The organism is Micromonospora sp. SH-82, from assembly GCF_051132485.1.
Taxonomy (GTDB): domain Bacteria; phylum Actinomycetota; class Actinomycetes; order Mycobacteriales; family Micromonosporaceae; genus Micromonospora.
This window is the reverse complement of sequence record NZ_CP148049.1, coordinates 4,819,861-4,839,915: the sequence shown is the minus strand read 5'-3', so window position 1 is coordinate 4,839,915 and position 20,055 is coordinate 4,819,861. Positions and strand designations below refer to the sequence as shown.

General features: G+C 72.7%; 17 protein-coding genes. 8 read left to right on the top strand and 9 right to left on the bottom strand.

The genetic code is table 11. From position 1 onward, the window contains the following. Window positions 1-57: 57 nt before the first annotated feature. Window positions 58-1,695 carry an ABC-F family ATP-binding cassette domain-containing protein gene (locus WHN02_RS21320; RefSeq protein ID WP_434740468.1) on the bottom strand — a complete coding sequence of 546 codons (1,638 nt, stop codon included), beginning with the start codon at window positions 1,693-1,695 and terminating at the stop codon, window positions 58-60. Between the two features lie 254 nt (window positions 1,696-1,949). Continuing rightward, window positions 1,950-3,839: a glycoside hydrolase family 15 protein gene (locus WHN02_RS21315; protein WP_434740467.1), complete on the bottom strand. Its 1,890-nt coding sequence runs from the start codon at window positions 3,837-3,839 to the stop codon at window positions 1,950-1,952. A gap of 191 nt (window positions 3,840-4,030) precedes the next feature. Here WHN02_RS21315 and WHN02_RS21310 point away from each other — a divergent pair, with 191 nt between their 5' ends. The 3 genes from WHN02_RS21310 to WHN02_RS21300 all read left to right on the top strand — a co-directional run bounded on the left by WHN02_RS21310 (window position 4,031) and on the right by WHN02_RS21300 (window position 6,808). Beyond that, entirely contained in the window at window positions 4,031-5,242 is a 1,212-nt protein-coding gene (locus WHN02_RS21310; protein ID WP_434740466.1) for a D-arabinono-1,4-lactone oxidase, read from the top strand. Further along, entirely contained in the window at window positions 5,242-5,616 is a 375-nt protein-coding gene (locus WHN02_RS21305; RefSeq protein WP_434740465.1) for a sensory rhodopsin transducer, read from the top strand. Before WHN02_RS21310 ends, WHN02_RS21305 begins: the two co-directional genes overlap by 1 nt. Window positions 5,617-5,677: 61 nt before the next feature. Next, window positions 5,678-6,808 (top strand): FUSC family protein, encoded by a 1,131-nt coding sequence (locus WHN02_RS21300; RefSeq protein WP_434740464.1) that lies wholly within the window; start codon window positions 5,678-5,680, stop codon window positions 6,806-6,808. Between the two features lie 2 nt (window positions 6,809-6,810). On the opposite strand, the gene WHN02_RS21295 is transcribed toward WHN02_RS21300, so the two are convergent. Continuing rightward, window positions 6,811-7,431, bottom strand: a complete 621-nt coding sequence (locus WHN02_RS21295) for an L-threonylcarbamoyladenylate synthase (protein WP_434740463.1) — start codon at window positions 7,429-7,431, stop codon at window positions 6,811-6,813. A 136-nt stretch (window positions 7,432-7,567) separates the two neighbouring features. Here WHN02_RS21295 and WHN02_RS21290 point away from each other — a divergent pair, with 136 nt between their 5' ends. Beyond that, a complete protein-coding gene (locus WHN02_RS21290; RefSeq protein ID WP_434740462.1) occupies window positions 7,568-10,288 on the top strand; it encodes a discoidin domain-containing protein in 2,721 nt (906 codons plus the stop codon). A gap of 103 nt (window positions 10,289-10,391) precedes the next feature. Here WHN02_RS21290 and WHN02_RS21285 read toward each other — a convergent pair whose 3' ends face one another. After that, the gene (locus WHN02_RS21285) at window positions 10,392-11,477 is read right to left on the bottom strand and encodes a glycoside hydrolase family protein (RefSeq protein ID WP_434740461.1); all 1,086 of its coding nucleotides are present in this window, start codon (window positions 11,475-11,477) and stop codon (window positions 10,392-10,394) included. Window positions 11,478-11,636: 159 nt separating this feature from the next. On the opposite strand from WHN02_RS21285, the gene WHN02_RS21280 reads away from it, so the two are divergent. Then, a complete protein-coding gene (locus tag WHN02_RS21280; protein WP_434740460.1) occupies window positions 11,637-12,203 on the top strand; it encodes a sigma-70 family RNA polymerase sigma factor in 567 nt (188 codons plus the stop codon). Between the two features lie 24 nt (window positions 12,204-12,227). On the opposite strand, the gene WHN02_RS21275 is transcribed toward WHN02_RS21280, so the two are convergent. From WHN02_RS21275 to WHN02_RS21260, 4 genes are all read right to left on the bottom strand, one after another. Then, window positions 12,228-12,707 (bottom strand): hypothetical protein, encoded by a 480-nt coding sequence (locus WHN02_RS21275; protein WP_434740459.1) that lies wholly within the window; start codon window positions 12,705-12,707, stop codon window positions 12,228-12,230. 142 nt (window positions 12,708-12,849) lie between these two features. Next, on the bottom strand, window positions 12,850-13,509 hold the full coding sequence (locus WHN02_RS21270; RefSeq protein WP_434740458.1) for a response regulator: 660 nt from the start codon (window positions 13,507-13,509) through the stop codon (window positions 12,850-12,852). Beyond that, window positions 13,506-14,717, bottom strand: a complete 1,212-nt coding sequence (locus WHN02_RS21265) for a sensor histidine kinase (protein ID WP_434740457.1) — start codon at window positions 14,715-14,717, stop codon at window positions 13,506-13,508. Before WHN02_RS21265 ends, WHN02_RS21270 begins: the two co-directional genes overlap by 4 nt. 10 nt (window positions 14,718-14,727) lie before the next feature. After that, a complete protein-coding gene (locus WHN02_RS21260) occupies window positions 14,728-15,486 on the bottom strand; it encodes a hypothetical protein (RefSeq protein ID WP_434740456.1) in 759 nt (252 codons plus the stop codon). Window positions 15,487-15,820: 334 nt separating this feature from the next. On the opposite strand from WHN02_RS21260, the gene WHN02_RS21255 reads away from it, so the two are divergent. Continuing rightward, a complete protein-coding gene (locus WHN02_RS21255) occupies window positions 15,821-17,407 on the top strand; it encodes a DUF1996 domain-containing protein (RefSeq protein ID WP_434740455.1) in 1,587 nt (528 codons plus the stop codon). 147 nt (window positions 17,408-17,554) lie between these two features. After that, entirely contained in the window at window positions 17,555-17,953 is a 399-nt protein-coding gene (locus WHN02_RS21250; protein ID WP_434740454.1) for a hypothetical protein, read from the top strand. Between the two features lie 72 nt (window positions 17,954-18,025). On the opposite strand, the gene WHN02_RS21245 is transcribed toward WHN02_RS21250, so the two are convergent. Beyond that, a complete protein-coding gene (locus WHN02_RS21245; RefSeq protein ID WP_350896044.1) occupies window positions 18,026-18,316 on the bottom strand; it encodes a DUF1540 domain-containing protein in 291 nt (96 codons plus the stop codon). Between the two features lie 246 nt (window positions 18,317-18,562). Between WHN02_RS21245 and WHN02_RS21240 the strand changes: the two genes are divergently transcribed. Next, window positions 18,563-19,987, top strand: coding sequence for a PepSY-associated TM helix domain-containing protein (locus WHN02_RS21240; protein ID WP_434740453.1), 1,425 nt, complete (start codon window positions 18,563-18,565; stop codon window positions 19,985-19,987). Window positions 19,988-20,055: the final 68 nt, after the last annotated feature.

Genomic DNA, 20,055 nt, shown 5'->3' with positions numbered 1-20,055 from the left:
GGGTCGTCGACCGCCCACCCCCGCCGCGGTGGGCCGGTCGGCGGGGGCGGGCGGGGGTCAGTCCTGTCCGGGTGGCGGGATCTCCCTGAGCCCGGCGTCGTCGAGCCGGAGCCACCGCCGGACCCCGATGTCGGCGAGGAACCGCCGGTCGTGGCTGACCACCACGAACGCCCCCCGGTACGCGTCGAGCGCGCCGACCAGTTGGCCCACGCTGGTCAGGTCGAGGTTGTTCGTCGGCTCGTCGAGCAGCAGCAGGTGCGGGGCCGGTCGGGCGTACAGGACACAGGCGAGGGTGGCGCGTAGCAGTTCACCACCGGAGAGGGCGTCGACCGGCAGGTGGGCCCGGGCACCCCGGAACAGGAACCGGGCCAGCAGGGTCAACCGTTCGGCCTGGGGCCGGTCCGGGGCGTACCCGGCGAGGTTCTCGGCGACGGTCCGCTCCGGGTCGAGCAGGTCCAGCCGCTGCGACAGGTACGCCACCCGTCCGTCGGCCCGGCGTACCCGCCCGTCGTCGGGGGTGAGGTCCCCGTGCAACAGGCGCAGGAGGGTGGACTTGCCCGCCCCGTTGGGGCCGACGAGGGCGATCCGCTCCGGCCCCCGTACGTCGAGGTCGACATCTCCGCCGGCGAAGACCGCCCGGTCGCCGTGGTGGACCTGCACTCGTTCGGCGGTCACGACTGTCCGCCCGGCGGGGACCAGGGTGTCCGGCAGCTCCAGGCTCAACGTCTGGTCCTCCCGCAGCGCCCGGCTCGCCTCGTCCAGGCGGGACCGGGCGTCCCCGACCCGGTCGGCGTGTGCCTGCTGGGCCCGACCGGCCGACTCCTGGGCTCTGCGTTTGAGGCCACCGGCGACGATCCGGGCCAGCCCGGCGTCGCCGAGGTTGCGGGCGGCGTTGCCCGCCCGCCGGTCGGCCCGTTCCCGGGCCTGCTGCATCTCCCGCTTCTCCCGCCGGACCTCCTGCTCGGCGCTGCGCACCGACCGCAGCGCCGCCTCCTGGGCCAGGTGGGTGGCCTCCTGGTAGGCGGTGAAGTTGCCGCCGAAGAGTCGGACCTCACCCCTGTCGAGTTCGGCGATCCGGTCCATCCGGTCCAACAGTTCCCGGTCGTGGCTGACCAGCAGCAGGCAGCCGGGCCACTCCGTCAGCACCGCGTGGAGGCGTTGCCGGGCGTCGGCGTCGAGGTTGTTGGTGGGCTCGTCGAGCAGCAGCACGTCGGGTCGGGCGAGGAACTGCGCGGCCAGCCCGAGGGAGACGACCTGCCCGCCGCTGAGGGTGTGCAGGCGTCGGTCCAGTGTGACGTCGCCCAGGCCGAGCCGGTCGAGTTCGGCGCGGCTGCGCTCCTCGACGTTCCAGTCGTCGCCGACGGCGGTGAAGTGTTCCTCGGCCGGGTCACCGGCCTCGATGGCCCGTAGGGCGGTGAGGGTCGCGTCGATCCCGAGCACCCGGGCGACGGTCAGGTCACCGGTGAGCGGCAGGTTCTGGGGCAGGTAGGCGAGCACCCCGTCGACCGTCACCGCCCCGGCGGTCGGGGTGAGTTCACCGGCGATCAGCCGGAGCAGTGTGGTCTTGCCGGCCCCGTTCGGGGCGACCAGACCGGTACGCCCGGCGGGCACTGTGAAGGACAGGTCGGTGAGCACCGCAGTGCCGTCCGGCCAGGAGAAGGACAGGTTCGTACAGACGATGCAGTTCTCGGACATCGGGAGACACTTTCCGGACAGGATCCGGGGCACGGACCGGTGCCCCGGTCAGGTGGCGGACTCATGACGAGACAGGCCGCCCCGGCACGGGCCGGGCGGCGGGGCGGCTCACCCCGAGATGTCGTCGTCCCCCGGCACCATCGTGCTCTCCCTCGTTCCCGTGCTGTCGCGCAGGTCTGCGCCGGCGACGATCCTAACCGACCGTCCGGTGCCGCGACCGACCTCGTCCGGGTGGGTCGCGGCACCGACCCGGTTCACTGCCGGGGTGCCTCCGAGCGCTCGGCCCAGTCGTGCAGGGCGTCCCGGTCACCTGCCACGTCCAGATTCAGGGCGGCCTCGATCAGCGCCAGGTGGGTGAAGGCCTGCGGGTAGTTGCCCAGCGCCGTCCCGTCCGGGGCCATCTCCTCGGAGTACAGGCCCAGCGGGCCGGACAGCTCGGTGAGCTGGTCGAAGAGCTTGCCGGCCTCCTCCCGCCGACCGGCCAGGGCGAGCGCGGAGACCAACTCGAAGGAGCAGAGCAGGAACGCCCCCTCCTCACCGGGCAGCCCGTCGTCGGCGGTGTAGCGACGGATCAGGGCCGGGGCGACGGACAGTTCCCGCTGGATGAACTCGATGGTGGACAGCATCCGGGGGTCGTCGGCGGGCAGGAACCCGACGAGCGGCATCCGCAGCAGGGAGGCGTCCGGCTCGGGCAGGTCGTAGGCGATGACGAAGCCGCCCACCTCCGGGTCGTAGCCGCGGTCGAGGACCTCGGCGTGCAGCTCGTCGCGGGCCTCGCGCCACTGCTGCACCGGGGCGGTGTCGTCGCCGAGGAGTTCGGCGAGGCGGATGCCCCGGTCCAGGCACACCCAGCTCATCACCTTCGAGTTGACGTGGTGCCGGACCGGGCCCCGGATCTCCCAGATCCCGTGGTCGGGCTCCTGCCACCGGGCGGCCAGGATCTCCACGTGCCGCCGCAGCAACCGCCACTGGTCGCCGGTCAGCTCCCCGGTGAGCTGGTGGTAGGCCAGGGCCGCGTCCAGGATGTGCCCGTACGTGTCGAACTGGATCTGCCCGGCGGCCCCGTTGCCGACGCGTACGGGTCGGGAGCCCGCGTACCCGCCGAGGTGCTCCAGTTCCGTCTCCTCGTCGGTGGTGCCGTCGATGCCGATCAGCGGGGCCAGCAGCTCCTGCTGACCGGAGCAGATCTCGAGCAGGAAGCGGAGGTACCGGCGGCCCTCCTCGGCGTGGCCGAGCCGGAACAGCGACAGCAGCAGCAGCGCCGAGTCCCGGTGCCAGGTGTAGCGGTAGTCCCAGTTGCGGACCCCACCGATCTCCTCCGGCAGGGAGGTGGTGGGCGCGGCGATCAACGCCCCGGTCTCGTCGAAGGACAACCCCCGCAGGACTAGGGCGCTGCGCCGGACCGCCTCGGCGGCGAACCCGGTGTAGTCGCTGCGGTCCGACCACTCCCGCCAGGTCGCACAGGTCTGGTCGAACAGCCGTCGCGTGTCCTCGGTCGTCGGGTCGGCCCCGGCCTCCCCGGCCTGCGCCGGCTCGTCGCGGTAGCCGAGCAGGAACGTGGCCGTCTGCCCCTCGGTGAGTTCGACCTCGGCGTGCAACGATCCGCCGTCGACGTCGAACGGGACGTCCCCGGTGAGCCACAGCGGCGCGTCGGTGGCGTACCAGCGTCCGTCGGCCTGCCGCCACCCGGTCGACCGGGCCCCGTAGGCGGGGCGGGGGGTGAGTCGGGCGGCCAGCCGCACCGAACCCCGCTCCACCCGGACCTCACGGACGAGGACCTTGCCGGCGTGGATCGGCTGTTCCGCGTCACCGGGGGAGACGGCGAGGAAGTCCCGGACCAGGGCGGTACCGTCCGGCCCGGGGTACCGGCTCTCCAGGACGAGGGTGTCGGGCAGGTACCGCCGTTGCGGCGGCGGCGACCCGGTGACAGTCAGCGAGAAGTACCCACCGACGTCGCGGTCGAGCAGCCGGGCGAAGACCGCGTCCCCGTCGAAGCGGGGTACGCAGAACCACTCGACCGCGCCGTCCGGTGCGACGAGGGCGGCGGTGTGGGTGTCGGAGAGGAAGGCGTACGAGTCGATGGGTGGGAAGCCGGCCTCGGGCGCGGTCACCGGGGCGGGCGGGGCAACGTCGTGGTTCGGCATGAACTCCCCTGCTCGTCGGATCCCCTGTCCGCCCAGGTCAACGGCGGTCCGGGGCCATACCACCCTTCCCCACCCGGGGAAGCCGGAAACCGGGTGGACACGCGCTGCGGTGGTGACGACGACCTCCCGGGCGCATACCGGGGGTCTGCCGGGGTAGACCGCCGCAGCCCCCGGGCGAGGGAGGACACGAGGTGACCCGACCGTTCGTGAACTGGTCCCGCAGCCTGTCGTTCACCCCGGCCGAGTACGTCGAGGCGGCCGACGAGGACGAGGTCCGTGCCCTGGTGTCACGGGCCCGGGAGTCGGGCCGGACCATCCGGCCGGTCGGGTCGGGGCACTCGTCGAGCCCGCTGGTGCGTACCGACGGGATCCTGCTCAACCTGGACCGGATGGCCGGGGTGATCTCCGACGACGGGGACCTCGCCACCGCCTGGGCCGGTACGAAGTTGAAGGCGCTGGGGGAGGGGCTCTACGACGCGGGCCTGGCGATGGACAACCTCGGTGACGTCGACTACCAGTCGATCGCCGGGGCGACAGCCACCGGTACCCACGGCACCGGTGTCCGGTTCGGTAACCTCGCCACCCAACTGGTCGGACTTCGACTGGTCACCGGCACCGGGCAGACGTTGGACATCGGGCGCGACGTCAACGCCGACCTGCTGCCGGCGGCCCGGCTCTCGCTCGGCGCGTTGGGCGTGATCACCCAGGTCACCCTGGACGTCCAACCCCGGTACGAGCTGCGTCGCCGGGCCTGGTGCGCGCCGCTGGCCTGGACCCTCGACCACCTGGCCGAACTTCAGCACACCAACCGGAACATGGACTTCTACTGGTATCCGCGCAGCGACCAGACGCAGGTCCGGACCATGAACCGGGCCGACGAGGAGGGGGCGGACCGGCAGGGCTGGTACGTGACGCAGAGCCAGGCCGACGGCCGGCTGCGCGACGTCGAGGTGGGACCGACCCACCACACCATCCCCCGCAGCCGGGACCTGCGGTTCGAGGAGATCGAGTACATGCTGCCCGTCGAGGCCTTCGCGGCCTGTTTCGCCGAGGTCCGTCGACGGATCATGCAACGGCACCGGCGGGTGGTCGGCTGGCGGGTCCTGGTCCGGACGATCGCCGCCGACGACATCTGGCTGAGCAACGCCTACGGCCGGGCCACCATGACGATCGCCTGCCTGCAGAACGTCGACCTGCCGTACGAGGACTACTTCCGGGACATGGAGGCGGTCTTCAGGCAGTACGGCGGCCGACCGCACTGGGGCAAGAAGCACTGGCTGACCGCCCGGGAGCTGCGTCCGCTCTATCCCCGGTGGGACGACTTCCAACGACTGCGTCGGCGGCTCGACCCGGACGGGGTGTTCCTCAGCGCCGACCTGGCCACCCTGCTGGAGGAGGCGTGATGGCCGATCTCGGCGCGCGGACCTGGGTGGTGCCCGGCGGTCACCTCCCGTGCCCCAGCAACGGGCCCGAACCCCAGTTCACCGGCTTCGACCAGGTCTGCCTGCTCAACGCGGCCGACGCCGAGGCCGAGGTGAGCCTGGAGATCTACTACGAGGACGCCGAGCCGGTCGGCCCGTACCGGATCCGGGTGGGTGCCCGGCGGATCCGGCACGTACGGATCAACGACCTGATCGACCCGGAGGCGGTCCGGCTCGACCGGCCGTACGGCTGCGTCCTGCGCTCGTCGGTGCCCCTGGTGGTGCAGTTCCTGCGGCAGGACACCAGGCTGCCCGGGACGGTCGCGCTGGCCACCGCCATGGCCCACCCCGTCTGAGCCGGTCGGCCCAGCCGTCGGGTGCCGGGTTCCCCGGCCTGCCCGGCGGGTATCCCCGCCCATGGCGACCAGGGCGGAGACGGTGACGGCGACGGACCGGTGGGGCGGCCGGGTCCGGTCCGTCGGTCGGGACGGCTACCGGCGGTTGCAGACGTACCTCATCGTGGCCGTCCAGGCCGGTGCCGCCGCCACCCTGGCCTGGGTGGTCGCCGCGCAGGTGTTGGACAACCCGGAGCCGACGTTCGCCCCGGCGGCCGCCGTCGGTGTCATCGCCGCCGCCCTGGGAAACCGGACCCGCCGGACCGTGGAGCTGGTCGTCGGCGTGGTGCTCGGCATCGCCGTGGGGGACCTGCTGGTCTTCCTCGTGGGCACCGGGCCGTGGCAGCTCGGGGTGATCGTCTTCACCGCCATCGCGCTGGCCACCCTGGTCCGGGGCACCGGGGCGTTGACCACCCAGGCCGGCGGTACCGCCGTGCTGATCGCCACGCTCACCCCGGCCGCACCCGGCCCGGAACTTCCCCGGACGATAAACGCCCTGGTCGGTGGGGGGATCGGACTCTTCGTGGTGCTGGTCCTGGTGCCCCTGAACCCGTTGCGGACGGTACGCCGGGTCGCCGACCACGCGCTCGACCTGTTCGCCCGGGAGATGACCGCCTCGGCCGAGGCCCTGGCCCGTGCCGACGCGACGATGGTCGAGCAGGTGTTGACGCGGATGCGGGCCAGTGAACCGGAACTGCGTCGGCTCGCCGAGGTGGTCAACGCCGCCGAGGAGGTGGTGCGCCTGTCGCCGGTGCGCTGGCGTCGCCGCCGGACCCTGGCCGCGTACCGGGAGGGGGTGGGCCACATGGACCGGGCGTTCCGCAACAGTCGCACGCTGGTCCGCCGGATCCAGACCACCCTGCGCGACGACGAACCGGTGCCGCCCGACCTGCCGGCGGCGGTCGAACACTTCGGGGAGGCCGTCCGGCTGCTGCACCGGGAGTTCCTCGCCGGGAAGGAGCCGGTGGGTGCCCGCGAGCGGGTGCTGCGGGCGGTGCGGGAGGCCGGGGCGGCGTGCCGACAGGAGATCGGCTTCTCCGGCACCATCGTGGTGTCCCAGCTGCGCACCATCGCCAACGACCTGCTCCGGGCCACCGGTACACCGGCCGGGGAGGCCCGCCGTCTGGTCCGGCACGCCGCGGCGGGCCGTTGACGTCAGGCGAAGCGCTCCGGGTCGCCGGCGCCGACCCGCAGGACCTGCGGCTCGTCGTCGGAGAAGTCCACCACGGTGGTCGGTTCGGTGCCGCAGTCCCCGGCGTCGACCACCGCGTCCACCGCGTGGTCGAGGCGTTCCTTGATCTCCCACCCCTGCGTCATCGGCTCCTCGTCGCCGGGCAGGAGCAGGGTGCTCGACAGCAGCGGTTCGCCCAGTTCGTCCAGGAGCGCCTGCACCACCGGGTGCGCCGGGATGCGGACCCCGACGGTCTTCTTCTTGGGGTGCAGCAGACGGCGCGGCACCTCCCTGGTCGCGGGGAGGATGAAGGTGTAGCTGCCGGGGGTGGCCGCCTTCACCGCCCGGAACACCGCGTTGCCCAGGTGGACGAACTGCCCGAGCTGGGCGAAGTCACGACAGACGAGGGTGAAGTGGTGGCTGCTGTCGAGGTGGCGGATCTCCCGGATCCGGTCCAGGCCGTCCTTGTTGCCCAACCGGCAGCCGAGCGCGAAGCACGAGTCGGTCGGGTAGACGACCAACCCGTCGCGCCGGATCAGGTCGGCGACCTGACCGATGGTCCGGGCCTGCGGATTGTCCGGGTGTACGTCGTAGTACTTCGCCACGGCCGGAAGCTTAGGCCAGACCCGCCGCAGCACCCACGGTGACCGGTCGATCGCGTGTTCCCGGACCCCGTGAAAATGATCATTCTTGGGCGACGGAACGGTGAACGCGGCTCGGATCGTGGCCGTTGTACGGGGTATGACTCGTGAGCACCGACGCCGGGCCCGTAACGACAACGCCCCGGCGGGCGAGCCGGTAGGACCGGGGGCAGGCACGACCCCGGGCTGGCAAGCCGACACCGGTCGGTTCCGTCGGCTCGGTTCCGCGCTGAACTGGCTGGGCGACCACATCGCCGTCGTCGGCGACGACCCGAGCGGTGCCGTCGCCGAGATGGCGGCGACCCTGCCGGTCGAGCCGCAGGTCGTGACGGTTCTGAGCCCCATCGACGCCCGCGACGACTGGTCGGTCGTGGAGACGGTCCTGCCCATCGCGGTGCCGCCGGGCAGCCGGGCCCGCGTCGCCGTGCCCCACGCGGCCGGACGGGACCTGACCGGTCGGCTCGCCCGGGAGCTGACCGCGACCCTCGACGCCCCCCGCGCGGACCTGATGCTGATCCCCGGCGGCTCGATGTTCGCCGTGGACGGCTGGCTGCGCCACACCCCCGACGGCGAGACGACCGAGGTCGGGCGCCGCTCACCGCAGCCGGCCTGGGAGAGCGACCTGGACGGGCTCTGCGCCGCCGGTCGGTCCGGGGCCGACGAGATGGTCCTGGTCCCCGTACCGGCCGGGATCTGGGCCTTCCCGGCCCGCCCCGGCGCGTCCCTGCCGGACCTCGACGACCCGGCCTACGGCATCCCGATGGACGTCGACCGGCCGGTGCTGGTGATCGGTCGACCGGGTCACCCGGAGCCGACCGAGGACGCCCTCAGCGCGCTGCTGCGTCGGCTCCCGGAGCGGCTGCGTCGGGACCTGGTGCTGGCCCCGTACGGGTCGGCCACCGCGATGGTCGCCGCCGCCTCGGTGCTGGCCCGGGAGGCCGGGCAGCCGGTGCAGGTCCGGACCGGTCTGCCCGCGCTGACGCCCGACGGGCGGGAGACCAGCCTGGTGATCGACCACTCGGGTGCCGTCTGGGAGCCCCTCGGGACCGCCCTGACCGTCGCGCCGACCGGTCCGGCCCGACCGGCCGGACCGGTGCGCGGACTCGACACCTACTCCGCGCTGGACGACTACGTGTTCCGGCTCAACGAGCAGTGGGTGGCCGAGGTGACCGCGTCGGGTCTGTGGGTGCGCTCCCCGCGACAGGAGACCGGCGCGCACGTCGTCCGGGCGCACCGGTGGATGTTCGGTCGGGTGCGGATCTTCGTCGGCGTACCCGGTGAGCCGCCCGGCCACGACGTCCTGCCGGTCCTCGGTGCCCTGCTGGCCCGGATGCCCGTCGAGACCCGCCGCCGGGCGGAACTCGCACCGGCCCGGTTCGCCGTGGCCGCCGGCGACGACGGCGCTCCCGATCCGACGACCGGTGCGTTCCCGGTGCCGGTGACCCAGCGGGCGCTCCTGCTGGGTCAGGCGTCGTCCACCGGCGGCCGGGCGGCGGACCGGGACCGGACGGCCGCCGTCCCGGTCGCGGTGCGCCCGCCCGCCCCGGTGCGGCGGCCCGCACCGGAGGAGAAGACCCTGGTCCGGCCGACGGCGGCCGGTCCGGGCGCGCCGACGTCGGGACGGACCGTCCCGGCCGACGGTCGGCCCGGGACGTCGAAGACCCGGCCCGCCCAGCCGACGGTCGTGTCGACGACGCGGCAGCCCGTCCCGGTCGAGGGGGTCCGCCAGGCCGCCCCGCAGGTCGTGGCGGCTCCCCAGAGCCCGAAGACGCCCCCGGTCGCGGTCACCGGCGCACGGTCGGGAGGCGTCACCCGGGCGTCGGACACCGCCGGACCGTCGACCCCCGCGAACGTGGCGGCGACGGAGCGAGCCGCCGCCCCCACCGGGGGGACCGAGACGCCGTCGGAGGTGACCAAGCCGCCGGTCGGGTCGATCGCCACGCCGGGCAGCGAGTCCCGCCGGCCCATCGTCGGGCACCGCAAGCGGTCCCGGCGACGGGCCACCCCGGTCCTGGCGGCCACGGCGGTGTTGGCGGTCGCCACCGCCAGTGGGTACGTCCTCAACCAGAACCCGGGACAGTCGGGCGGCCCGACGGCCCCGGCGGCCGAGGTGGCGTTGCCGCCCGAGTCGTCGATCGACCCCGCCCTGCCCCCGCTGCCGGACCCCTTCCCGGTCGACCCGGCCAGCGCCGACCCGGACGCCGACCCGGGCAGCCCCGCCCCGAGCCCCAGCGGGACGGTCCCGGCGGCGTCCACCGTGGAGGCCAGCGGCACCCCCGGATCGACCGGGTCCCCGGCGAGCCCGGCCACCGACGACAACGGTCGACCCGTGGCACCTCCGCCGGTCAGCCGGACCAGCGACCGGCCCGCCGCGCAGACGCCGCCGCCCCCGGCGGCCACGACGATGCCCGGTCGGGTCAACAGCTCCGGCCGGAACCTGGCCCTCGGCGGCGTCGCCAACGCCTCCAGTGTCGAGGTCAACGCCGTCTGGGACGCCCGCTACGCCATCGACGGGAACACGGAGAGCCGCTGGAGCAGCGCCTTCGGCTCCGACCCCCAGTGGATCGCCGTGGACCTCGGTGACGTGTGGCAGGTGACCCAGGTGCGGCTGCTGTGGGAGCGGGCGTACGCGACGGCGTACCGGGTCGAGGTGTCGACCGACGGCAGGAACTGGCGGACCGTCTACCGGACCAACACCGGGGCCGGTGGAAGTGTGACGGTCGCCGTGCCCCGCTCTCCGGTGCGTTACGTGCGGGTGGTCGGCACGGCCCGGGTGATGGAGGGCTACGGGTACTCGCTGCACGAGATCGAGGTGCGCTGACCGGGCGGAAAGCCCGGAGCCGGCCGGACGGGAAACGCCCGGGGCCGGGTCGAAAGACCCGGCCCCGGGCGTCCGTTGTCGCCGGAGGTGGACGGGGCCGGCGTCAGCCGGCGGCCTGGAACGCCCGACCCACCACTGTCGCCTCGGTGCCGCTGCGGAACAGCCCGGTCCGGTCCCGGTCGGTCGCCGGCAACCCGAACCAGGCGTACCGGTGCACGTACGAGGTGTCGCCGAGCATCTTCGTCGCGCCGGTGAGGAAGGCGGCCTGCTGCTGCTGGGTGGGGAAGCGGACCGACCCGCCGGAGAAGTCCATCAGCGCGAACTCGGTCAACCAGATCGGCAGCCGGTACCGGGCGTACACGTCGGCGAGGTAGCGCTGGAGCTGCCCGACCGCCCGCTCCGAGTCGAAGTCCCCGCCGTACCAGTGCAGGGCGATGAAGTCGACCCGGTAGCCGCGCTCCTTCGCACCCGACATGAACCGGTCCAACCAACCGCCCGGGTCGGCCCCGCCGTACGCGACGGCCGGACTGCCCAGCCGACTACCCGTCGACATCAGCCTCGGCCACAACCGCAGCGCCTCCTCCACGCTCATGTTGGACTGCTCGGCGAGGTCCGGCTCGTTGAACCCGAGCAGGTACGGTCCGGCCGCCCGCGCCTCGGCGAGGGCCTGGTCGGTGACGCTGCCCGGACCCCAGATCATCGGTACGAACTGGACACCCCTCGGGGTCTCGATGCCCTCACGTCGGGTGCTCCACGTGTAGTACCAACTCGCCGTCGACGCCTCCAACGCCTGACTGACCCCGTCGAACCGCCAGGCGCCGACGCCCTTCTTGGCGGACGTGACCGCAGCCTGCGGTGCCGGTGCGGTACGGCGGGGCGCCCGGCTCGACTCGACGGCTTCGGGCGCGGCGGCGACCCGGCTCGGCGAGGGCGACGGGACGGTGCTGGGGGTGGGGGTGGCAGAGGCGCTCGGGGACACGCTCGGCGACCCGGCCACGCCGGGGGTGAGCACGACCCCCGGACCGTCGAGGACCTCGATCGGCGGGGCCGCGCCGAGGGTCGTCGGGGTCGGTGCGGGCGGGGAGACCCGGGCGGCGGCCAGTAGCCCACTGCCCAGGAGCACCGAGGCGACCGCGAACGCGGTCAGCGCCAGTCGGCCACCCGGCCGGTTGACGAGGCTATTCTTCATACCTCCATGACGGACGCGAGGGGGCAGGCGTTCACTCCGGGATTCTGGGACCGGGCCTAGGCCTATGTGAGTCCTTCGCCTCAGGACCGCCCGAGCGACGCTTCACTAGCGTCCGTCACGAGCGCGTGGGGATCAGCAAGGTCAGGGGAGGCGGCAGCGGTGAGCAGCGACGTGTGCACGAAGGTCCGGGAGACCGACACCGACATCGACACCGACGCGGACCGGGAACGCCGGATGCAGGCGGTCTTCTCGGCGAACGCCCAACCGCTGTACTACTTCCTCCTGCGGCTGACCCGGGGGCAGCGTGAGGTCGCCGAGGACCTGCTCCAGGAGACGATGCTGCGGGCCTGGCGTCGGCTGCCGGACCTGCCCGACGAGGCGGAGATGGTCCGCCGGTGGCTCTTCATCGCCGCCCGCTACCTCGCCATCGACGCGGCCCGGGCCAAGTCCTCCCGCCCGACCGAGGTCTACGGGGTGGACGTCAGCTGGGCGCCGGCCCCCGACGGGGCCTACGACGACCTGTTGAACCGGTTCACCCTCGCCGACGCGTTGCGCAAGCTCAGCCCCGAGCACCGGACGGTGCTGGTGGAGCTGTACTACGGCGACGCGTCGGCGGCCGAGGCCGCAGCGCGGATCGGCATCCCGGAGGGCACCGTACGGTCGCGCTCGTTCTACGCGCTGCGGGCCGCACGCGGCATCCTCAGCGGCGTCGACGAGATGGTCTAGCGACCCCACGGGTGTCATCTCCGTTCACCCCGCGGCGACCACGCCGGCCGGGTTGCGCAGTGACCAGCTCGCCGCCGCCACCGCCACCGGGGACAGCCAACCCAGTCCACCGGCTACCGCGCTGACCGCTCTGAGCAGGTCGGACGGCTCGAAGTGGTCGTACACCAGGCATCCCCGGACCGGGGTGCGCAGCTTCGCCGTGATGGCGTCCCGGTCGGTCGCCCGGGTCAGCAGCAGCACCCGGGACCGTCGCGCCAGTGCGCGTACCAGGTCGGTGCCGTCGGGGCTGGTCACCCGGTCGTCCAACAGGGTCACGTTCGGGCGGAGGCGGTGTGCCAGCCGTACCGCCTCCGCGCCGTCACCGGTGAGCCCGACGATCCGTATCCGCTCGCCGGTGTCGAGTACCCCACGCATGGTGGCCTGCTCGAACCCGCCCGGGTGCACGATCAGGGCACTGACCGTACCGGCCCGGCGGGAGGCGAGGTCGCCGACGTCGCCCATCACCTGGCCGTCGATCCGTCGTTCATTCGTCTGCCATCCGCTCGGCGTCCACTCCGGCGGAAAATGCCCCGCCGCCCATACAACGCGCCGAGGGGCGGTCCCGTTCAATCCACGCGCGACTTTCGCCAGAACTTCGGGTGCGGACCTACTCCCGACCCGTCCACCTGACGACCGCCTCGGTGCGGTTGGTGGCGTGGAGCTTGGTGAAGATGTGGTTGAGGTGGTTCTTCACCGTCTTCTCGGTCAGCAGGAGCCGCCGCGCGATGGCCGCGTTCGAGTGTCCGGCGCAGAGCAGTTTCATCACGTCCTGCTCGCGGGGGGTCAGGCCGAAGCCCTGCCGGGTCCGGCGCAGCTGCTCGTCCCGGTCGACCCCCTCCCGTTCCCGGTCGGCCTGTTCGCGCAGCAGCGCGATGGTGACCGAGGCGCTGCGGGGCGACAGCCACCCCTGGCCGGAGGCGACCGACCGGACCGCCCGCAGCAGCTCCGCGGGGTCGAACTCCCCGTGGACCAGGTAGCCCCGGGCCCCGCCGCGCAGCATGGCGGCGATCAGGTCGTCGGCGGAGTCGCTGGTCAGCACGAGGACGGCGGAGCGTTCGGCGAGCGTGCTGACGACGCTGAGCCCGTCGGCGATGGGCATCCGGTAGTCCAGCAGGATCACGTCGGGGACCAGCCGTTGGGCCATCGTGACAGCGGTCCGCCCGTCGGGTGCCTCGCCGACGATGTGCAGGTCCTCGGCGCTGGCGAGATATCCGCGCAGCGCCATCCGCACGATGGGGTTGTCGTCGACGATCATGACCTCGATCACCAGTGCACCGCTCTCCGGGAGGACCCCTGCTCGACAGGGGCGGCCCCCGAGAGGGGGATCCGCGCCTGCACCGTGGTACCGGTTCCGGGACCCGAGTCGACGCGCAGGGTACCGCCGACGGCGTGGGCCCGTTCGGTCATCCCGACGATTCCGAAGTTGCCGGAGGCGGAGAGTCCGGTCAGCTCCGCAGGTGTGGCGAAGCCGGCGCCGTTGTCCCGGATGGTCAGCACGAGGTTCCCGTCGTACTGGTCCAGGTCGACCCGGACCACCGTAGCCCTGGCGTGCCGGGCCACGTTCTCCAGCGCCTCGGTGAGGATCTGGTTCAGTTCGTACCGGGCCGCCACCGGGGGTTCGACGGCGGTGGTGGCGACCCGCACCGGCACCCGCGTCCGGTCGGACCAGTCCTCACACACCCGCCGTACCTGGTCGGGGAAGGGGCGGTCCAGCACGTCGCTGCGGAGCCCGGACAGCAGGTTGCGGGCCTCCCGGATCGCGGTGTCGGCCCCCACGGAGACGGTGCTGGCGAGCTGCTCGGCCAGGTCGGGTTGGCGGCGGAGCAGGTTGGGCAGCGCCACTGCGGCGAACGACACCCCGCGCAGGGTCTTGGCCACCGAGTCGTGCAGTTCCCGGGCCAGCCGGGCGCGTTCCGAGGCGGCCGCCGAGTGGTGGGCGCCGGCGACCGCCGTGACGGAGGCGTCGATGTACCGGGCCAGGGTGGCGGTCACGACGGCGGCGCCGATCCCGCAGACGATGAAGATCATCGGGAAGGCGAGGACGAACGGGGCGACGATGGAGGTGGCGGCCTCGGTCCCGGCGGTCTTGAGCAGTTGGGTCGCCACGGCCAGGCCCAGCCCCGCGTTGACGATCCACAGCAGCAGTCCGTGGTTGCCCAGCAGGGCACCGCTGAGCGCCGCGTACCCGGCCGCGTAGCAGAAGTAGGCGAGCCCACCCTCGGTGAGGACCAGGACGCCGATCATCAGGGCGGCGTCGACGGCCAGGACGCACAGCCGCCATCGGATGACTGTGGGCCACCGACCCAGCACGCTGACCTGCACCATCGTGATCACGGTGATGACGGCGAGGGTGCCGGCGGCCCGCCACGGGTCGTCGATCAATCGCAGACCGATGCCGACAGCGGCGAAGGTGAGGACGAGCCGACCCAGGAGCATGGCCCGGCACAGGGCGGCGTACGCGACGAAGCGGCTCATCGTGCGCCGGTCAGCTGATGGTGATCTTGTCGATGTCCGGTGGTGGCCCGGTGTCGTTGAAGAAGCGCAGGCTGACCCGGCCGGCGGGCAGGGAGGCGGTGTACTGGAAGGTGTGCTGCTTGTCCCAGCTGGTGCCGTTGACGACGTGGGTGGTGGGGGTCCGGTCGTTGACGGAGATCTTGATCTCCCGCTGACCCTCCACCTGGTAGGTGACGGTGATGGTGCGCCGACCGGCGGTGGGGTTGGTCAGGTAGGCGGTGAGCGTCCCCAGGTAGCGGACGCGGGCCCCACCGTCGCAGGCGGAGCAGGCGGCGACCTTGGCACCGCCGCCGAGGTCGTTGCCGGGGTCCTCGGCCTGCACGGTGATCGGCTTGAACGACGACGAACCGGAGTCACGCGTCGGCGTCGGGGTGGCAGTGGCGGTGCGTCCGCCCTGCTCCGACTGCCCGGAACGGCTCGGGGTGGGGGTGGGTCCGGCGTCGCTCGGGCTGGGGCTCGGCCGGGAGGGGGTGTCGGTCGGGGTCGGGGTGGCGACCGGCGGGGCTGCCGGGCCGCCGTCCGGCGTGGACGCGACCTCCGGGGGTGCGCTCGAGGTGGCAGCGACCCCGCCCATGGACCGGTCCGGCAGTTGGTCGTCGGTGGGGGCCAGCTGCGGGGGGATCACGACGGCGGCCAACACGATCCCACCGGCCAGAGCGCTGATGCCGACCCAGTGCGGCATGCGGATCGAACGGATGGGATCCGGTGGGGCGGCCAGCAGGCGCGGCATGGAATCGGCGATATCGAAAGCCGCTTTGGTGGGCACCACTCGACTCCCCGCGGTATGAGCCATGAACCGGAAGCGCGATTCGTCTAACGGTACACCGGATGTCGCGCCTTGCCGACGTCTACCCGACGGCCTGACGTGCTGCTATCCGTCCTGCGCGGAGCGTGAGAAGCGTCCGGGCGGGCGAGGTGACGGTAGGTGTCGACTCCGCTTCGCCCTGCGCGGACCTGGGCCTCGACTGCTCCCGCCTGGGTCCTTCGCCTCATTCGTCCCGGCCTCGGGTCTGGTTAGCGTACGCCGTCGTCCAGACTCGATTCGTTGCATTCTCGGAGGCTTCATGGGAACCCCGATCTCGCCGTCGTCCGGCCCACGCCGGTTGCGTCTGCGTTATGCCCTGGTGGCGGCCGCCCTCGCCACGACCGTCGGCGTGGCGTCCTGGACGGCGGTCGGTCCGCTGCAGCTCACCGGTGCCGAGAAGGCCCCGGCGCCGCAGGGCCAGCCGGTGCCCGCCGTGGCACCGGAGCACGAGCACTCCTCGGAGCCGGCCGAGGAGGCCAAGCCGGCCCCGGCCGCGTCCGAGTCCAGTGAGACGAAGCGGCCCCGTCCGCAGTCGTCGACCGGGGGCCCCCACCAGGCTCACCGGGCCCCCGCGCCCGGCGAGTACGTCCTGGCCGAGAACCCGGTGACCGGGGTGGTCCCCTCCACGAAGACCCCGCCGCGCAAGGCGCACCGCGAGTTCCAGGCGAACTGCTCGGTGAGCCACCGCCTGGACGACGACCCGATCGTCTTCTTCAACCAGCCGGGCGCCTCGCACAACCACACCTTCATGGGCAACACCACCACGAAGGCGTCGAGCACCACCGAGTCGCTGCTGCGCGGTTCGACCCTGTGCCGGGTCCCCGGTGACCGGTCCGCCTACTGGATGCCCACCGTGCTCAACGGTGACCAGCCCATCCAGCCGGTCGGCCCGCAGGTCATCTACTACAAGAGCGGTGTGCGCGACTACACCAGCGTCCGGCCGTTCCCGGTCGGCCTGCGGTACCTGGTGGGCAGCCCGATGACGACCGCGCAGCAGTTCGCTGCGGCCCCCGGTTACCAGAAGGGCTGGGAGTGCGGCGACAGCTACGACAACGTCGACTTCCCCGCCAACTGCCCGTCCGGAACCCAGCTCAACATCCGGATGCAGGCGCCGAGCTGCTGGGACGGCAAGCACCTGGACTCCCCGGACCACGTCAGCCACATCGTGTACCCGCGGGACGGCGTCTGCCCGACGAGCCACCCGGTCGCCGTGCCGATGCTCGAGTTCAAGATGGCCTTCCCGGTCAGCGGGGACATGTCCCGGGTGAAGCTCGCCAGCGGTCGGGGTTTCACGTTCCACTACGACTTCTACAACGCCTGGGACGCCCCGACGCTGAGCGCGTTGGTCAAGCACTGCATCAACGCTGGTCGGCAGTGTGACGCCCGTGGGTACTCGCAGTTCGACCCGCAGGCCGGTGCGGCCCTGGACGAGCACTACCAGGTCCCGGGCAGCCGTACGGTCCTGGACCGCAGCGGGTGGACCGCCACCGCGTCCGGTGCCGGGCGGGGCAGCGAGCCGGCGAAGATGCTCGACGGTGACCCGCGCAGCCGGTTCACCACCGGCAACCCGATGGTGAACGGCCAGTCGGTCACCGTGGACATGCGCTCGTCGCGTTCGGTCAGCGGGATCTCCCTGGTCAGCAACGGTGCCGACTACGCCCGCGGCTACCAGGTGTTCCTCTCCACGGACGGGTCGAACTGGGGTTCCCCGGTCGCCAGCGGACCGGGGGCGGAGACGATCGCGGCGGACTTCTCGCCGCGTAACGCCCGCTACATCCGGGTGGTCCAGACCGGGTCGGCCAGCAACTGGTGGTCGATCTCCGAGTTCGTCGCCTTCTCCCGGTGACCGTTCGATAAGACCCTTCCACCCACCGGCGCCGAACCGCAGGGAGCGAACCCGGATCGGTGTCGGCCGGGGGAAGTCCAACCGACCACTGTCAGCTTGCTGACAGTGGTCGGTTGTCGTTCACTGTAGAAGTCCATCGTGGGAGGCATGGTCTTGCGTTCTCCCGTCGGCGGGTGGGGGGATCTGCTCCGGCACCCTCCGATGCCCGCGCCGGTTCGGGTAACAGTGCTGCTGTTCGGGTTGCTGGCCCTGCTGTTCGCCCTGGCCACCGTGCACCGACTGGTGTCCGACTCCGGGTCGATCGGTGCCGCCGCGTTCTTCGCCGTCATGGCGGTGGCCAGCGTCGGCGTGGCGGCCGCACTGGTCACCCGGCGACGCTGGGCGGCCTACCCGGCGTTCGCCCTGTCGGCCCTGCTGGCCGTGGCCTCGTTGGGCATGTTCGGGGCGATCACCGTCGTCGGGATCGGCCTCCTGGCCTGGGTACTGGTCGCGCTCAACGGCACCGCCGCCCGCGTCTGGCTCAGCGGACGTCGCCGACTGCGGTGACCGGTGGGTGGGATCCGGAGCGACCGGGGTCCCCCACCGGGTGCGGGACCCCCGGTCGTGGTGCGCCTCGGATCACCGGGGTTCGTACGTCTGGCAGTCGGCGATGTCCTGACCGGGGCCGACCCGGATCGACGGGGCGTTGCACTCCAACTGTTCGTTGAACCGACAGTCCGCGCGCTGGCAGGCGCCGACCTGGGCGATCACCCGGTCCAGCCCGCCCTTGGCCGAGGTGTCGATGAAGGTGGTGCAGGCGGCACTCTCCTCGCCGATGGTGATGGCGAAGGCGTGGCAGCCGTCGTGGTTGTACCCGCAGTCGGTCACTGTGCACTCGTGGACCCGGGGCATCTCCAGCATGTCGGTCATGATCAACCTCTTCTCGCAGGTGGCGTCCGGTCTCGGGGTTACCCGCTGACGACCCGCTGACGCCCCGGGAAAATGACCCTCTTCGGGGTGTTTCGGGCCCGTCGGCCTCACCTGACGGGGTCTGCCGGGTGGCCGGTGCGGGATCCGGGCGGCGATCGCCGGGAACCAGCCTGGGCGGACAGCCGACTACTGCCTCGACGCATCTCCCCGAGCGGCGTCGCCGCTGCCAGTCAGGAAGGCCCGCCCATGTCACTCGCACCGGAGCTGCCGAAGACGGCCCCGTCGACACCTCCACCCGCCGGACCGCCCGGGCGGCGGAACCCGACCTCCGGCGCCGGTGCACTGCTGTTGCGGTTGCACTTCTACGCCGGGGTGCTGGTCGCCCCCTTCATCGTGGTGGCGGCGTTGACCGGGCTGCTGTACACGGTCGTACCGCAGCTGGACGCGGTGGTCTACCGCCAGGAGCTGTTCGTGGACGCCGTCGGTGACCAGCCCCGACCGCTCGCCGAGCAGATCGCCGCCGCCCGCGCCGCCCACCCGGACGGCGCGCTGACCTCGGTCACCACCCCGGCGGAGCCGGACCGCACCACGGAGGTGGTGTTCTCCCTGCCGGAACTGGGAGAGAAGTCGCACACCGTGTACGTCGACCCGTACACCGGTGCGGTGAAGGGCCAGCTGGTCACCTGGTTCGGGTCGACCCCGGTGACCACCTGGATCGACGACCTGCACCGCAACCTGCACCTCGGCGACCTCGGTCGGCACTACTCGGAGCTGGCGGCGAGCTGGCTCTGGGTCGTCGCGCTCGGCGGGGTGGTCCTGTGGTGGCGCCGCAGCCGTGGGCGGCGGTTCCTGGTCCCCGACCTCAAGGCCCGCAAGGGGGTACGCCGTACCCGGGGCTGGCACGCCGCCGTCGGGGTGTGGCTGCTGGCCGGGTTGCTCGTCCTGTCCGCCACCGGGTTGACCTGGTCGCGGTATGCGGGAGCGAACTTCGGGTCGGCGTTGGACGTCCTGGACGCCCGTACCCCACAGGTGTCGACCTCGCTCACCGGTGCCCCGGCGGTCTCCGGTGGACACCACGGTGCCGCGCCCGTCGCCGCCGAGGTGGACCCGGCCGACGCCGACACGGTCCTGGGGGTCGCCCGGGACGCGGGCCTGTCCGGGCCGGTGACGGTGACCCCGCCGGCCGAGGCGACCTCGGCCTGGCGGGTCGGTCAGGTCGACCAGGTCTGGCCGACCCGCGCCGACGTGGTCGCCGTCGACCCGTCCACCGGCACCGTCACCGACCGGGTCGACCACGCCGACTGGCCGGTGCTCGCGAAGCTGACCTCCTGGGGCATCCTCGTGCACATGGGCGTCCTGTTCGGGGCGGCCAACCAGATCGTCCTGGCCGCGCTCGCCGTCGGTCTGCTCTGCGTCACGTTCTGGGGGTACCGGATGTGGTGGCAGCGTCGCCCCACCCGGGACGGTCGCCGGGCGCTCGTCGGTGCCGCGCCGGCCCGGGGTGCCTGGGACGCCGCTCCCACCTGGCTGATCCTCGTCGGGGTGCCGGTGAGCATCGCTGTCGGCCTGGCTCTGCCCCTGCTCGGGGTGAGCCTGCTCGGGTTCCTCGTGGTCGACGTGGTCGTCGGTCTCCTCAGGTCCCGCCGGGCGGGGGCGCCCACGGCGTCCTGATCCCCGCTGCGCCGGACGACCCCGCCCCTTCCAAGGGGCGGGGTCGTCCGGCGTGGTCGCCTCGGTCG

Excerpts from the sequence above, each read along its gene's own strand:
- WHN02_RS21300 (WP_434740464.1), top strand. The coding sequence starts at position 5,678 with ATGGCGACCAGGGCGGAGACGGTGACGGCGACGGACCGGTGGGGCGGC.
- WHN02_RS21240 (WP_434740453.1), top strand. The coding sequence starts at position 18,563 with ATGTCACTCGCACCGGAGCTGCCGAAGACGGCCCCGTCGACACCTCCA.
- WHN02_RS21320 (WP_434740468.1), bottom strand. The coding sequence starts at position 1,695 with ATGTCCGAGAACTGCATCGTCTGTACGAACCTGTCCTTCTCCTGGCCG.
- WHN02_RS21315 (WP_434740467.1), bottom strand. The coding sequence starts at position 3,839 with ATGCCGAACCACGACGTTGCCCCGCCCGCCCCGGTGACCGCGCCCGAG.
- WHN02_RS21290 (WP_434740462.1), top strand. The coding sequence starts at position 7,568 with ATGACTCGTGAGCACCGACGCCGGGCCCGTAACGACAACGCCCCGGCG.
- WHN02_RS21305 (WP_434740465.1), top strand. The coding sequence starts at position 5,242 with ATGGCCGATCTCGGCGCGCGGACCTGGGTGGTGCCCGGCGGTCACCTC.
- WHN02_RS21260 (WP_434740456.1), bottom strand. The coding sequence starts at position 15,486 with ATGCCGCGCCTGCTGGCCGCCCCACCGGATCCCATCCGTTCGATCCGC.
- WHN02_RS21255 (WP_434740455.1), top strand. The coding sequence starts at position 15,821 with ATGGGAACCCCGATCTCGCCGTCGTCCGGCCCACGCCGGTTGCGTCTG.
- WHN02_RS21250 (WP_434740454.1), top strand. The coding sequence starts at position 17,555 with ATGGTCTTGCGTTCTCCCGTCGGCGGGTGGGGGGATCTGCTCCGGCAC.
- WHN02_RS21285 (WP_434740461.1), bottom strand. The coding sequence starts at position 11,477 with ATGAAGAATAGCCTCGTCAACCGGCCGGGTGGCCGACTGGCGCTGACC.
- WHN02_RS21265 (WP_434740457.1), bottom strand. The coding sequence starts at position 14,717 with ATGAGCCGCTTCGTCGCGTACGCCGCCCTGTGCCGGGCCATGCTCCTG.
- WHN02_RS21245 (WP_350896044.1), bottom strand. The coding sequence starts at position 18,316 with ATGACCGACATGCTGGAGATGCCCCGGGTCCACGAGTGCACAGTGACC.